This window comes from Streptomyces actinomycinicus (assembly GCF_016741775.1).
Taxonomy (GTDB): domain Bacteria; phylum Actinomycetota; class Actinomycetes; order Streptomycetales; family Streptomycetaceae; genus Streptomyces; species Streptomyces actinomycinicus.
Window position 1 is genome coordinate 19,855 of sequence record NZ_JAERRK010000006.1, and the last position, 13,702, is coordinate 33,556.

At 69.5% G+C, this 13,702-nt stretch carries 14 protein-coding genes; 7 read left to right on the forward strand and 7 right to left on the reverse strand.

The features are described 5' to 3' along the window. Positions 1-66: 66 nt before the first annotated feature. Complete coding sequence (locus tag JK359_RS13995) at positions 67-360, reverse strand: helix-turn-helix domain-containing protein (protein WP_236677831.1); 294 nt, start codon at positions 358-360, stop codon at positions 67-69. A gap of 353 nt (positions 361-713) precedes the next feature. Here JK359_RS13995 and JK359_RS14000 point away from each other — a divergent pair, with 353 nt between their 5' ends. Further along, positions 714-1,256 carry a DUF4232 domain-containing protein gene (locus JK359_RS14000; RefSeq protein WP_201835506.1) on the forward strand — a complete coding sequence of 181 codons (543 nt, stop codon included), beginning with the start codon at positions 714-716 and terminating at the stop codon, positions 1,254-1,256. Positions 1,257-1,401: 145 nt separating this feature from the next. On the opposite strand, the gene JK359_RS14005 is transcribed toward JK359_RS14000, so the two are convergent. Beyond that, positions 1,402-2,001 (reverse strand): TetR/AcrR family transcriptional regulator, encoded by a 600-nt coding sequence (locus tag JK359_RS14005; protein WP_307788102.1) that lies wholly within the window; start codon positions 1,999-2,001, stop codon positions 1,402-1,404. Positions 2,002-2,097: 96 nt separating this feature from the next. On the opposite strand from JK359_RS14005, the gene JK359_RS39835 reads away from it, so the two are divergent. Next, complete coding sequence (locus JK359_RS39835; protein ID WP_269139005.1) at positions 2,098-3,342, forward strand: alpha/beta hydrolase family protein; 1,245 nt, start codon at positions 2,098-2,100, stop codon at positions 3,340-3,342. 234 nt (positions 3,343-3,576) lie between these two features. Here JK359_RS39835 and JK359_RS14015 read toward each other — a convergent pair whose 3' ends face one another. The 5 genes from JK359_RS14015 to JK359_RS14035 form a co-directional block, all read right to left on the reverse strand. Beyond that, positions 3,577-5,394 (reverse strand): NHL repeat-containing protein, encoded by a 1,818-nt coding sequence (locus JK359_RS14015; protein WP_236677832.1) that lies wholly within the window; start codon positions 5,392-5,394, stop codon positions 3,577-3,579. A 301-nt stretch (positions 5,395-5,695) separates the two neighbouring features. Continuing rightward, positions 5,696-6,142 carry a hypothetical protein gene (locus JK359_RS14020; RefSeq protein ID WP_236677833.1) on the reverse strand — a complete coding sequence of 149 codons (447 nt, stop codon included), beginning with the start codon at positions 6,140-6,142 and terminating at the stop codon, positions 5,696-5,698. Positions 6,143-6,589: 447 nt separating this feature from the next. Continuing rightward, entirely contained in the window at positions 6,590-7,468 is an 879-nt protein-coding gene (locus JK359_RS14025) for a hypothetical protein (RefSeq protein WP_201835509.1), read from the reverse strand. Then, complete coding sequence (locus JK359_RS14030; RefSeq protein ID WP_201835511.1) at positions 7,465-8,799, reverse strand: WXG100-like domain-containing protein; 1,335 nt, start codon at positions 8,797-8,799, stop codon at positions 7,465-7,467. The genes JK359_RS14025 and JK359_RS14030 overlap by 4 nt, the downstream gene beginning before the upstream one ends. Continuing rightward, positions 8,796-9,149 (reverse strand): WXG100 family type VII secretion target, encoded by a 354-nt coding sequence (locus JK359_RS14035; RefSeq protein WP_201835513.1) that lies wholly within the window; start codon positions 9,147-9,149, stop codon positions 8,796-8,798. The genes JK359_RS14030 and JK359_RS14035 overlap by 4 nt, the downstream gene beginning before the upstream one ends. Before the next feature lie 432 nt (positions 9,150-9,581). Between JK359_RS14035 and JK359_RS14040 the strand changes: the two genes are divergently transcribed. The 5 genes from JK359_RS14040 to JK359_RS14060 all read left to right on the forward strand — a co-directional run bounded on the left by JK359_RS14040 (position 9,582) and on the right by JK359_RS14060 (position 13,693). After that, on the forward strand, positions 9,582-9,920 hold the full coding sequence (locus JK359_RS14040; protein ID WP_201835515.1) for a MerR family transcriptional regulator: 339 nt from the start codon (positions 9,582-9,584) through the stop codon (positions 9,918-9,920). 253 nt (positions 9,921-10,173) lie between these two features. Further along, positions 10,174-10,377, forward strand: a complete 204-nt coding sequence (locus JK359_RS14045) for a cold-shock protein (protein ID WP_069779708.1) — start codon at positions 10,174-10,176, stop codon at positions 10,375-10,377. A gap of 315 nt (positions 10,378-10,692) precedes the next feature. Further along, complete coding sequence (locus JK359_RS14050) at positions 10,693-10,980, forward strand: SCO5918 family protein (protein ID WP_201835517.1); 288 nt, start codon at positions 10,693-10,695, stop codon at positions 10,978-10,980. A gap of 133 nt (positions 10,981-11,113) precedes the next feature. Beyond that, positions 11,114-11,746: an SUKH-4 family immunity protein gene (locus tag JK359_RS14055; protein WP_201835518.1), complete on the forward strand. Its 633-nt coding sequence runs from the start codon at positions 11,114-11,116 to the stop codon at positions 11,744-11,746. 108 nt (positions 11,747-11,854) lie between these two features. After that, positions 11,855-13,693: a glycoside hydrolase family 15 protein gene (locus tag JK359_RS14060; RefSeq protein ID WP_201835519.1), complete on the forward strand. Its 1,839-nt coding sequence runs from the start codon at positions 11,855-11,857 to the stop codon at positions 13,691-13,693. Positions 13,694-13,702: the final 9 nt, after the last annotated feature.

Below are 13,702 nucleotides of genomic sequence, written 5' to 3' on the forward strand. Positions count from 1 at the left end.
GTGTCCTTCAGGGCGGACAACCACGGTCAGCAGCAGTGCGTCCCGAAGGACCACACCACCACCGGTTCATGCCCTCGGTGTCGGGATCCTGGGATCGGTTCTCCGCCACCCTGTACCAGCCGGAGCCGCCGACCAGGTGCTCGCAGACGGCACGGCCCTGACTGCCGCTGGTGCGGAAGGCGCCGGTGCAGCTCGACCAGCTCCTCGGGAGTCGCCTTCCTTGCACACCCGGCCGAAGCGGGAGACGGCCGCGCTGTCGGCCGGCGCTCCGTCCCCCTTGCAGTACCGGTGCGGCGTCGAGGTGCTCGTGTGCGCCCGCTTCGCCAGAGCCTCGTGACTCAGCCCGGACCGCTGCTTCAACTCGCGCAGCGGCGCCGGAAATCAGCGATCTCCTCAGCCGCCCCCACCGGTCCTCCATTCCGTTCGGCATCCCAGAGAGGTCACGTTCCCCCAGGTCAGAGCCAGTTCGCGCATCCCAGCGTCCCAAAAATGCCGAGGGAACGGCGTATGGGACGCCGCATGGCGCAGGCTTGGGTCATCCCAAGCACGGCGCCTTGTCGGACACGGTGATCGACCTCGTTCAACTCCGCGTCCGCGGCCCGCGTTCACGGCGCGTCGTCCGCGCCCCGCGCTGCACGGCCAGGACAAGACCGACCGGCACGATCGACATTCGGAAGATCATCTTCCGCATGCCCGGAGAAAGCAGTCCCTTCATGCGTATCGCCACTCGTTCCGTCTCCCGCGCGGCCGCCTCCTCGATGGCCGTCGCCGCCCTCGCGCTCGTCGGCTTCCAGGCCGCCCAGCCCGCCTCCGCCGCCACGAAGACGGCCCCCTCGGTCACCACCTGCACCACGGCGAACACCAAGCTGACCGTCACCGAGGTGTCCCGCCCGATCAACCACCTGCTGCTCAAGGCCACGAACACCGGCACCAAGCCCTGCTACGCCTACAGCTCCCCCTACCTGAGGGCCGGCGCCGACGCCCAGGCCCCGCTGGCGTGGGCCGAGGAGACCACGCCGCAGGCCGTGGTGACGCTCGAGCCCGGCCAGTCCGCGTACGCGGGCATCACGACGTCCACTCCCGACGGCGAGGGCGGCGGCACGGAGAAGACGCTGGGCGTGATCTTCGCCGACCGGACGGGCACGGCGACCGGCGAGGAGAAGACCCTGAAGCTGCCGAACGGCGGTGTCTTCTTCAACAGCGCCGCCGTCGTCACCTACTGGCAGGACAACGCGGCGGACGCCCTCTCCTGGTAACCGCCCCGGCTTCCCACGGCACAGCCGCCGTCCGGTGGCACCGGAGCCCCGCCTTCACCGGGGGTGCGGTGCCGCCGGACGGGCCGGCGTCCGCGGCCCTCCGCGACGCCCTCCGGGCCGTGGGCGCCCCGGTGCCGGAGGTTGCTCACGCTTCCGCCGTGCCCGGCGTACGCGTGTTGCCGAGCAGTCTGTCGACGAGGAGTTCCGGATAGCCGGTGGCCGGTGGGTCGATGCCGAAGATCGCCCGGAGGTAGAGCGGTGCGACGAGCTGGTCGAGGATCTCCTCCACGGGCGGGGGGTTCTCGCCACGGGCTGCGGCCCGCTCGCGGATGCGCTCGATGGAGTGGAGCCGGCGCTGGAAGTGCTGCGCGCGTTCCGCCTGCGTGTGGGCGCTGCTCGGCATGGACAGGGCGACGGCTCGTACGAGGAGACGGCCTTCGGGTGTGCGGATGCTCGCCACCCCCGCTTCCGCCCATGCGGTGAGGTCCCCGCGCAGGGTGCCGGTGTCGTGCAACGGCCAGTCCCGTTCGAGGCGGGTGGTGACCACGTCGGCCAGGAGCGCCTCACGACTGCCCCAACGCCGGTAGACGCTGGTGTGGTTGACCCCGGCGTGGTGGGCGATCGCGGGGATGGTGAGCTCCACGCCCCCGGGGGCGGACATCAGGTCGATGACCGCCTGATGGACGGCCGAGCGGACCTGCTCGGGGCTCTTGCGGATGCGCGAGGTCGGTTGCTTCGAAGTCACCCCTACATCGTAAGCACAGATGTTTGCTTATGGGCGCCCTGAAGGTCTACAGTCGTAGCCGTAAGCACAGATCCGTGCTTACGGTGAGGGGAGTGCATGATGAAGAACCTGCTGTTTCCCGACAACCCCCAGTTCTGGTACGAGACCCTGCGCTCGATGAGCCACATCGCCTACGGCGGCGCCGACTTCGGCGAGGTCGTCGCCACCGGTGAGCGCATCGTCGAGGGCGACTACGACAGCTGGCACACCGAGTGGCTCGCGACCGCCGACCGCGTGTCCGGCGAGGCCGAGAAGGCGCTGGAGGCCGGCCACACGGTCAGCGCCCGGGACGGTTTCCTGCGTGCCTCGAACTACTACCGGTCGGCAGAGTTCTTCCTGCACGGTCACCCCTGCGACCCCCGCCACGACCACGCCTACGACCGCAGCGTGGCCTGCTTCCGGGCCGCGGCGGCGCTGTTCACCCCGGTCATCGAACCGGTCAGCATCCCCTACGAGGACACCGCCCTGCCCGGCTACCTCTACCGGGCCGACGGCTCAGGGACACCCCGGCCCACCCTGATCATGCACAACGGCTTCGACGGCACGGCGGAGGAGATGCACTTCTTCGGGGCACTGGCCGGCGCCGAGCGTGGCTACACCGTGCTGGTCTTCGACGGACCCGGCCAGCCCGGCCCCCGCCACCACCAGGACCTGGTCTTCCGCCCCGACTGGGAGAACGTCATCACCCCCGTCGTGGACTTCGCCGAAACCCTCCCCGAGGTCGACAACGACCGCATCGCACTCCTCGGTTCCAGCATGGGCGGCGTCCTCGCACCGCGGGCGGCCGCCTTCGAACACCGCCTGGCCGCGCTGATAGCCGTCGACGGCGTGTACGACCTCGGCCAGATATCCGTCCGTAACATCCCCGGCGACCGCAAGGCGGCCGAACGTCTCCTGCGCGCCGAATCCGCCCCCGAACTCGACGCCGCGTTCGAGCAGATCATGGCCAAGGACGCGACCGCGCGCTGGGCGATCAACCACGGCATGTACGTCATGGGCGTCGACACCCCGCGGGCCTTCAATACCTCCTACCTCGACTACACCCTCGCAGGCGGCATAGCCGAGAAGATCCGGTGCCCCACCCTCGTCTGCGACGCCGCCGAGGACGAGTTCTTCAAGGGCCAGCCCGAACAGCTCTACGACCACCTCACCTGCCCCAGGACCCTGATGGTGTTCACCGGCGAGGAAGGCGCAGGGGCCCACTGCCACCCCGGCGCCATGCGTCTCGCCCTCGCCCGCATCTACGACTGGCTCGACGACACCCTCACCGGCACCAGCACCGGCACCGGCACCGGCACCTGAGGCCCCGGCCCGCCTGGCTCCGCCGCGCATCCCCTCTCGTCCGAATCCGCTCGTCGTCCGAATCCGCTCGTCCGAATCCACTCGAAGGACCTCTCATGACCCGCACCGGCGTCAAGGCCGCCCTCACCGAAGACCACCCTGATGCTCGAGGGGTCCGACGCCGACCGCAGCCTCGGCAGCGCCCGCTGACCACCGCACGCCGTCGGGCACCCCGGGCGGTACGTCCTTCTGTCGTCATCTGGGCTGCGTGCTGGTCTGGGACGGGCAGGCGGTTGAGCCGGTCGTCGCCGGGCGTGCGGGTACGGGGGTGAGGGGTGTGCAGACGGGTGTGGCGGCTCCGACGAGTTCGACCAGGCCGACGCCGCCGGTGGGCGGGACCAACTCGGACCAGTTGTTGGCCAGCCAGACGTTGCCGGACTGGTCGAGCTGGACGGCGGTGAGGTGCTGGATCGACTTGCTGCGGTAGCCGCTGGGCGGTGACAGCACGGAGCCGGTGGTGGAGCCGGGCGGGCAGGCACTGGTGTCCGCGCCGCACAGGACGGAGACGGAGGGGCCGGCGAAGCCGGCGACCCATACGCGGTCCGACCCGTCGATGGCTATGGACCAGGGACCGATGGGCTTGGGCAGCTTGTACACGCCCGCGACCCTTCCGTCGGGCCCGAGTTCAGTGACCGAGTTGCTGACGAAGTTGGGCACCCAGACGTTGTTCCCGGAGTCGACGGCGAGCGCGAGGGGCCAGTCGAACGACGGATCCTTGATGGGGGAGAACGAGGTCGGTTTGAAGTCGGGACCGATGACGGTGACGCTGCCGCCCACGTGGCCCTCGGGTACACGGGTGTCCATGAATTTCGCCCCGTCGAGACGGGCGTTGGAGACCCAGGCCCGGCCGTACCCGTCGATCTGGACGGAGAACGGGTGGTCGAGGCCACCGCCGGTGATGGTGATCGCCTTGGAGGGGTCACCGTGGGGGTAGACGATCACGCTTCCTTGGCCGCGATTTCCCTTGAGACCGTAGAAGTTGGCGATCCAGATGTTGCCCTTCTGGTCGACCGCGGTGCCCTGGGGGTGGTTGAGGTCGCCGTTCTTGAACCCTGTGTCGGGTGACAGCGGCTCACCGGTCGACGAGTACTTGGACATGGCGTTGCCGGCGTAGCTGGGCACCCACACGAACCCCTCGTGGTCGACGGCGATGCCCCAGGCGCCTGCCTTCATGCCGCCGCCACTGATGGGACTGTTCAGGGCCGGGTTGCCCACCGGGTCCTGCACGGTGACGTAAGGGCTGGGATTCCGTGTCCCGGGCAGCCAGTTGTTGGCGGCCCAGACGTTGCCCTTGGCGTCGAGGGCGATACGGCCGGGGGCGTAGACCTGGGGAGCGGTGTAGTGCAGGGCCAGGACCCAGGCCGTGGGTGCCCCGGCGAGCGTAGGGGTGTAGGTGTGTGCCTGTCCGGCCAGGGCGTACAGCTCGCCGGTGGCCAGTCTCGGGTTGCGGGCGAGGTTGAGCACTGCTTGCGCCGTGTCCGCCGGAGCGCCCCCGCCTTGTGGTGTCGCCAGGCGCAGCAAGTCCCGGCAGTGCCCGGTGTCTGCTCCCGGCGCGCAGAGAGAGACGAGGTCGGCCAGGGTGCCGAGGGTGGCCAGGGTGTCGTTCTTGCTGCCGTTGTTCTGGTCGGTGACGACCTTGCCGGGCTTCCCCGTGGCGGGGTCGGCGAGGTTGTAGGACGTGGCCGCGGCGTTCTCCAGGCCGGGGCTCGGACCGGCGATGCCGTGCGCGTCGGTGAACTGCGCCAGTGCGTAGGCGGCGGCGACGGTGGTGAACTCGTTGACCGTGACAGCGGATTCGGAGCGCTGCGGCACCCCGCCGTCCGGTCCGAATCCCATGACGGAGCGCAGCCGCAGCGACCGGTCCCCGGAGGGGACGGCTTCGACGTACAGCACGGAGCCCGTGCGCTGGTCGGTCCGGAGCCGGAAGGTTCCGTTGGCGTCGGTGGTGGCGCGTCCCAGTTCCCGGGCCCCTTGCCGGTCTCCGGCGAAGAGCGTGACATCGGCGTGTGCCAAGGGCTTTCCCGCGCTGGTGACGGTCCCGTGCAGCGGGGGCGGGGTGCCGGGAGGCGTCGTAGCGGGAAGAGTCGCCGCGACCAGTGCCATGGTGGCCGACGCGGCCAGGGCGATGCCTGCGAGGGCGGGAGGCGGCTTGGTCCTGCCGGTGACGCCCGAGGTTCGGGGCGTTGCTCTGCGGGTGTCTGTCCGGGGGGTGAACAAGGTCGGGGCCTTTCGTCGGGGCAGCACGAGGCAGAACCCCCGCCCGGGGGCCGGGGCCTGAGGCGCCAACGGGCTTCACAGTTCGGCCGCGATCGGGCTATTGGTCGCCGCTCTCCGGTTCGCGCAGCGAGAACCAGCCGACCTTGCGGCCGGCCAGCCAGATCAGGCCCAGGTACAGGTGCGGACCGACCTGGCGGATCTCGTCCCGTACGCCCCCGAACAGCAGGGACGTGTGGGAGTAGTCGATGACGATGCACTCCTGGTCGTCCAGGCGGCTCGGGCCGGGTCCGACCATGGCGACGATGGACGAGATGTCCAGCGGTGAGAGTCGATTGCTCAGGTACCCGTCCGGGCTGAACACTTTCCCGCGCCACAAGAGCAGATGCACCACACCGGCCAGCAGCTGCGCCGCCGCAGTGCCTGCCCCCGGCAGGATCGCCATACCCTCCATCGGGCCTTTGGGGATCTCACCGGCCGGACTCTTGCGGAACAACTCCTCAAGCCGCTTGTCGTCGGACCTGAGCAACTCGCTGTCGGCAGGCATCACGATCTTCCTTCTGGTCGTCGCTGGTATCCCGCTCCCACATTTCCGGACGTATTCCGACATTTCGACACGGAGGTGAGGAAGTCGTTTGCGCAGACCTGTGAATCCGCGGCTTCCCCTCGCGGCCCGGCAGGCGGCGGTCCCCCGGCACGGATACGGCGGAATCCGCCCCGCGGGCATCCCCCGCGGGCATCCCTGTGACGGCGGGGGCACGTGCTCGCGCGGGAACCCGTGTATCCCGTGTATCCCATGTGTCCCGTGTATGAGCGGGACGGACTCCGCCCCTGAGGCGACCGGTCCAGCGCCCTGATCACTTTTCGGCTTTGACTCCGCCGCTTCCTCCATCGTGAACCCGCTCGGCGCGGCTCACCACCGCTGGTGAGCGGCTGCGGTACCGCACCGGCCGGCCGCCGGGATCGCCGCACGTGAGAGCCGGTCGGCGCCGGTTCACCAGGGCAGGGGATCCGGGCGGCGGGTCCACCACCATCCGTGGGGTGCGGCGGTGTCCGCCCCGGGCAGCGGCTCCTTGCCGAGCAGGCCGTCCGTGTCGTCGACCGTCAGGGCGGCGAAGAGGGCGTCGAGCGGCTCGAGGGCGTTCTGCAGGAGGACCGTCACGTTCTCGGGGAGCTGGTTGCGCAGGTGCTCCAGCTTGTCGCGTGCTGCGAGGCGTTCGGCGTAGAGGTCGGACGGATACCAGCCGGAGGGGGCCCAGGCGGCTTCCATCTGGCGGACGAGTTTCTCCCATGCGGCCAGGGAACTCCTCGCCGTCCAGAACGGCGTTCCCGGGGTGCCGGTCTCCTCCGGGTGCATGCGGTGCAGGTGCGCGGCGAAGACGTCACCGAGCGGGGTGGCGATCTTCAGCTCACGGACCACCTCGGGGATGCGCGCGACCGTGACATGCGGGAGCCGGTCGACGGGTGCCTCGACCCTGTCGATCGTGTAGCGGAGTTCTTCGTCGTCGGACTCGTACACACGGGACCGGGTGACGAGTCCGCTCTCCGTGGCCAGCCAGTACGCGCTCGGCAGCGCCTCCTCGGCGGGGAAGAGGACCAGGGCACCTGCCGCCCGGGCGAAGGCGGATGCCATCTCGCGTTCGCCGGGTCGTGGCTGCACCGACTCATGGACATAGATCTCCAGAGACGTGGACACGTCGCCCAGGACGGTCACCGTCTCGCACAGCACCAGGGCGTCCCAGTTGCGCAGGTCCTGGTCCGTGTTCTCGTCGGCGACGTCCACCTCCTGGACGCCCACGTGCAGGCACTGCGCGAGTGCGGCCGTGACGGCGTCGAGGGTCAGGGGCTCCACGGTGAGGAGGTTGTACGTCATGGTGAGTAGGTCCCGTTGTAAATGTCCAGGGCCTTCTGGACGGCCTCTGGGTTGTTGGTGAAGCGCGGGTTCCGGGTCAGCTGCGGTGCCGCGCCGATATCGCCCTTGGCCTTGGAGATCTGCTGGAGTGCGGCGTATTCGTTCCGGTCGAGCTTGACGATGCCCGTGCCACTGTCGGGGTACATCGTGCCCGTGTCTTCGACGCCGTACGTACGCCCGTTGATCTCGTAACGGCTGGTGGCGTCGTCCCAGGCGCCCTTGCCGGCCGCGATGTCGGCGATGTCCTGGTGGATGTCCTGCTCGTAGCCGCGGAGCACGACGCTGTTGGCCTCCCTGACGTTGCGGCCGCTGTGGGCGGCACCCGAGACGGTGTGCCGGGCGTTCGGGGGCCGGAGAGTCTTACCGCCCGCGGGTCCTTCGACGCCGCTCACCGCAGGCCATGGTCCCTTCCCCGCCCCGGCACCCCCGGCCCCGGCACCCCCGGCCTCGGAGCCGCCGGTCCGCATCGCGTAGCCGTTACCCGCCGCGAGGTCGCCGGAGGCGCCCCCCAGCTCGCCCGGAACCCCGGCGATGGCCATGCGAGGCCCGGGGAGATTGATGTCGATGCTGTCGAAGAAGCTGCTCAGGCCGCCGGCACGGGCAGCCCGGTACGTTGCGCCCGCACCGCCGAAGCCGCCGCCCAGGAGCGCTCCGTACACACCGGCCTGGCGGGCCTCGTCGAGGTTGAGTCCGTCCTTCTGTTCTCCCAGGGCGATGGCCATGGGCTGGGTGACGGCCAGGTCCACGGTGATGGATTCGACACCGGCGAAGGCCGCCGTGGCGAGGGTGGTGCCCGCGATGGTGGCGATCTCCTCGGTCACTGCGATGCCCAGGCCGGCGGCCATGTCCGCGACAGTGAGCGCGGCCGCCGCTGCCGCGCCTTCCGAGATGCCCGCGGTGAAGATGGCCAGGGCGGTACCGGCGACGAGGGTGGCGCCGACGATCTCCAGCTCGTGTTCCAGCTTCTTCTTCGCGCTGTGCACGGCGTCCGCGTACGCGTCCAGCGCCTTGGCCATGTCCCGGGCGGCGGTGGCCAGATCCTTCAGCCAGCCGTGCCCGTCGTGGTGGTAGCGACGCCAGTACGGGTCGTCGAAGGCGGAGATGGCCTCGCCCTTGTTGTGCTCGATGATGGAGCGCGCCGCCTTGTTGGCGGCGGAGGTGACGTCGTCGACGTCGTCGGCGAAGTCCCTCCACGTCTTCGCGGCGCGCCGTAGTCCGTCCTCGTCGGCGTCGGGCCACCACATGCCCGTCAGGTCCTGGACGACCTTGCGGGCCTTGTCCGCGACGCTCACTTGCCGTCGCCCTTGGTGTCGTGACCGACGTGGATCCGGCTGAACATGCTTCGGACCAGCTTCTCGTTCTCGATGTGGCCGTCGGCCATGTCGACCATGGCTTCGCGGATGCTGGCCAGGCCGTCGGCCAGGATCTGGGTGGACTGCTCGATCTGCTTGACGTGTGGGCCGTAGGCCTTGTGGAACTTCTCGCCCTGCTCGTCGTCACCCCAGGGGGAGCCGGCCGCGGACAGCCCGCTTCTCAGCTTCGTGAGGGCTTGCGCGAGGGCAACGCTCTGATCATGGAAGTGCGGTGCCGTCGCCTTGAGATCGGCGATCTTGATGTCGAGTATCTCGCCGCTGTCGCCCATGACTTGACGCTCCCCCTCCGTCTGCTACCCGAACACCTGACCCTAATGATCGTCACCACTTCACAGCCCTGCACTGTGCAAAGGTCCAGCAAAGGCGTGACGGACGGCCGTGATCTCAGTCACTTGCGCCGGGGTGGGCGGTGCGAGCAGGCTCGCCTCGGCAGCCGGCGGAGCATCGCGGCCTGACGCCGGCGACGGTGTTCACCTGCCCTCATGCGCACGAGCAAAGACGTCGTGTCCGCCCCCGCGCGAACTGTCGCCGGCTCAAAGCGAAGAGCCTGCGCCCCGAGAGGCATATCTGTCACGGCGAACCCACATCTCCATGCCCGCCGGCGATAGGGTTGTCGCACGACGCGGATGGCGCCGGATCCTTCGGAGCCGGGTGCCAGGCACTCCCGGGTCCCTCGCCGCGTCCCCCGGAACGAAGGTGTCATGCCCGCTGAGAACGCCCCTGCCGCAGGCAGCCTCGACGACGACGACTATCCCGCCTACACCATGGGCCGGGCGGCAGACGTTCTCGGCACCACCCCCGCTTTCCTCCGGGCCGTCGGCGAGACCGGGCTGATCACGCCCCTGCGCTCGGAAGGCGGTCACCGCCGCTACTCCCGCCGTCAGTTGCGCATCGCCGCCCGCGCCAGGGAACTGGTCGACCAGGGCACCCCGGTCGAGGCCGCGTGCCGCATCATCACCCTGGAGAACCGGCTCGACGACGCCCTCCGGCTGAACCGGGAGATGCGCCGCGAGCTGGACGGGCGCGGCGCGGACACCTAGTCCCGCCCGTGCGAATACCTGGTTCCGCCAATACAGATATACGGACTCCGGCGGCATGAGAATCAGCAGGCGTTCCCGGAAAGCACATAGCCACTTCCGGTCGACTGTGTTAGCGTGATACCCGTTGCAGTTTTGGTTACCAGAGATTCTTTTCTTTGCATAGCTTTCCGGATCTTTCCGGAGGGGTGATCATCGCGGCGACTCGGCTTCGTAAAGTGCGGAGACCGGCACTGCCCCCCAAGGGAGATTCAATATGGCATCTGGCACCGTGAAGTGGTTCAACGCGGAAAAGGGCTTCGGCTTCATCGAGCAGGACGGTGGCGGCGCCGACGTGTTCGCCCACTACTCGAACATCGCCACCCAGGGCTTCCGCGAGCTTCAGGAAGGCCAGAAGGTTACCTTCGACGTCACGCAGGGCCAGAAGGGCCCGCAGGCCGAGAACATCGTTCCCGCCTGACGCTGACGCGAACTTCGCGAGCCACCGGTCTCGCGCAGCATGCGGCTGGGGCCCGCGCTCTTGGGGTGCGGGCCCCAGCCCATTGTTTTACCCGGATTTTCGCATTTCTCTTCGGCTCAATCTCGTGATTCCTCGCGCGGCGGCCCGCGCCGGCCGGAATTCCTCGACATGCCGCCTCGAGGACGGTTCTCCCCAGCACGCCGACTGGAGCACGGCTACGCCCTGGGCGTCCTGGCTCTCGCCCCCTGACCGCCGTCCGGCCACCGTCACGTGGCCGGTTCTCCGGTGTCCGTCCCCGCCCCTGTGGAGGCATCCATGCGCTGTGTCATCGCCAGATTCCCCTTCGACCTGATCAAGAGTGAGGTCGAGCAGTCGATGAGTGGCGTCACGCCCGAACCCGTCACCGGTGTGTCCGTGACCATCGGCCGCCAGGTCTACCCCGTGATGCAGGTCGGGCAGGTGATCACCAGGCTCAACCGACGCGACTTCACGACGGGCGAGATGCGCCGGGCACTGACCCGCCTCGGCTTCACCTGCCAGGACGCGCGCCCGGTCATGCCGGCCCCGGACACACGAGCTGACGAGAACACGCTCGGTTGGTGACGCTTTCCGGAGCGACGAATCGCGGGCGCGGCACGTGCAGGAACGGTCCACGTCCGCACCGGTCGGCAGCCCCGATACCCTCGGACCGCAAGTTCGTTGGGCCCTGTGCCACGCCGAGTTCGGAGTTCCGGCTGTGCTTTTCGACGTCACCCGCGGCGAACTCGCCGACGTCTTCGGCGAGGACCGGATCGCGACCGTGCCCGCCACCGCCTTCCCGCCCGCCGCCGCGGACAGTGAGGGCGCCCGCCTCCTGCAGACCGTAGGCGTCCCCACCGGGACGCTCCTGCTGCGTCAGCCCCACGAGGACGACGGCCTGCTGCCCCTCGTACAGGACGTCGTCCACATCGAGGACTTCGAGGACGCCCCGGCCGGCGCGGGTGACTGGCCCGTCATCGGCTGGCTGCTCAACGCGCACCTCGCCCTCGACCCCGTGTCCGGCACGGTGCACGCCTTCGACCCCGACGAGGAGGCCGTGCGGGAACTCCACACGGACGTCTCCTCCCTCGTCCAGGTCACCTTCCGCTTCCAGCGCCTGCTGGAGGAGTTCACCTTCGGCGACGGCGGTGACAGGGACGGCGGCGACGACGAGGAAGCCGGCTTCGAGCGCCTGGACGGCGAGGTCGGCCGCATCCGTGCGGAGACGAGCGGCATCGACCCGCTCCCGTTCCAGGACGACGACACCGTCTGGTCCGTAGTGGGCGACGAGATCGCCATGGGCCAGCGCTTCGAGGGCAACAGCCCGGGAGCCCGCTCGCTCTACGGATGATCGCCAGGGGGCGGTGGGGCCGCACCCGACGAGCCTGAGCGGGAGGCGCGGCTTACGCTGACCGAGGGGGTGCATTCGGGTGAATCGCACACCGGAAGGGGCGCCCCGATGGACGACTACCCGCTGATCGAGAACCACGGGCTGATCGGCGACCTGCAGACCGCGGCGCTGGTGACCACCGAGGGCGTGGTCGACTGGTTCTGCGCCCCGCGGTTCGACTCGCCGAGTGTGTTCGGGGCGCTCCTGGACAAGCGGAACGGCGGACACTGCACGGTCCGGCCGGTGCACCGGACCCACTCGACCAAGCAGCTGTACCTGCCCGACACCGCGATCCTGGTGACCCGTTTCATGACCGAGGCGGGTGCCGGTGAGGTGATCGACTTCATGCCGGTGACCGGTACGACGGCCACGCACCGGCACCGGCTGGTCCGTCTGGTCCGGTGTGTGCGCGGCACCATGACGTTCGACGTGGAGATCGCCCCCCGGTTCGACTACGGGCGCAGCAAGCACCAGTTGCGCATCACCCCGCACGGAGCGGTCTTCGTCGCGGAGGACGGCACGGAACTGACCGTGCACCCCATCCGCGAACCGGAGGACGAGCGGCTCGCGGAGGCGCTCACCAACCGGGACGGCGACGTGCAGCTCACGCTGACCCTGCGGGCCGGCCAGGAGCGCGGGCTGATCCTGGACCTGGGGGCCGAGGGACCGCCCGCGGAGGTCCGCCGCGACGAACACCGGCGGCTCTTCGACGAGACGGTGGCCTTCTGGCGCTCCTGGCTGGCCCAGTCCCGCTACACCGGGCGCTGGCGGGAGGTGGTGGAGCGTTCCGCGATCACGCTGAAGCTCATGACCTTCGCGCCCAGCGGCGCCCTGGTGGCCGCTCCGACGGCTGCCCTCCCGGAGCAACTGGGCGGTGAGCGCAACTGGGACTACCGCTTCACCTGGATCCGGGACGCCTCCTTCTCCGTGTACGCGCTGCTGGGCCTCGGCTTCACGGAGGAGGCCAGGGCATTCATCATCTGGCTGGGCGACCGGGTTGACGAGCGGGCCGGCAGCGACGGCAACACGGGCCCGCTCAACATCATGTACAAGGTCGACGGCGCCTCCGACCTGACCGAGCAGATCCTCGGCCACTGGGAGGGCTACGCGGGTTCCGCCCCGGTACGGATCGGCAACGGTGCCGCCACCCAGCTCCAACTGGACATCTACGGCGAGGCCCTGGACAGCATCTACTTCGCGCACCGGCACGGCTTCCAGGTCGGGCACGGCGGATGGGCCTCGCTGCGGACGGACCTGGACTGGCTGGCCGACCACTGGGACCAGGCGGAGGAGGGCATCTGGGAGACCCGCGGCGGCCGCCAGGACTTCACGTACGGGCGGGTGATGTCGTGGGTGGCGTTCGACCGCGGGCTGCGACTCGCCGAGGCGAAAGGGTGGCCGTCCTCGTCCGGCCGCTGGCAGGCCGAACGGGACGCCGTCTACGAGCAGGTCATGGCCAAGGGGTGGAGCGAGGACCGGCGGGCCTTCGTGCAGCACTACGGCAGCGACGTCCTGGACTCCTCGCTGCTGCGCATGGCGACGGTCGGGTTCCTCACCCCCGGGGACCCGATGTGGAAGGCGACCCTGGACGCCATGGAACAGGAACTGGTGAGCGACAGCCTCGTCTACCGGTACAACCCCAGTGCCTCGCCCGACGGCCTGCGCGGCTCGGAAGGCACGTTCTCGCTGTGCACGTTCATGTACGTCGACGCCCTGGCGCGCGCGGGGCGGACGGACCGGGCGAGGCTGGTGTTCGAGAAGATGATGGGGTACGCCAACCATCTGGGCCTGTACTCCGAGGAGATCGACCCGACGGGCCGGCAGCTCGGCAACTTCCCGCAGGCGTTCACCCATCTCGCCCTCATCGACTCCGCCATCACTCTGAACGAGGCGCTGGACAGGAAGTAGCCGGGGACC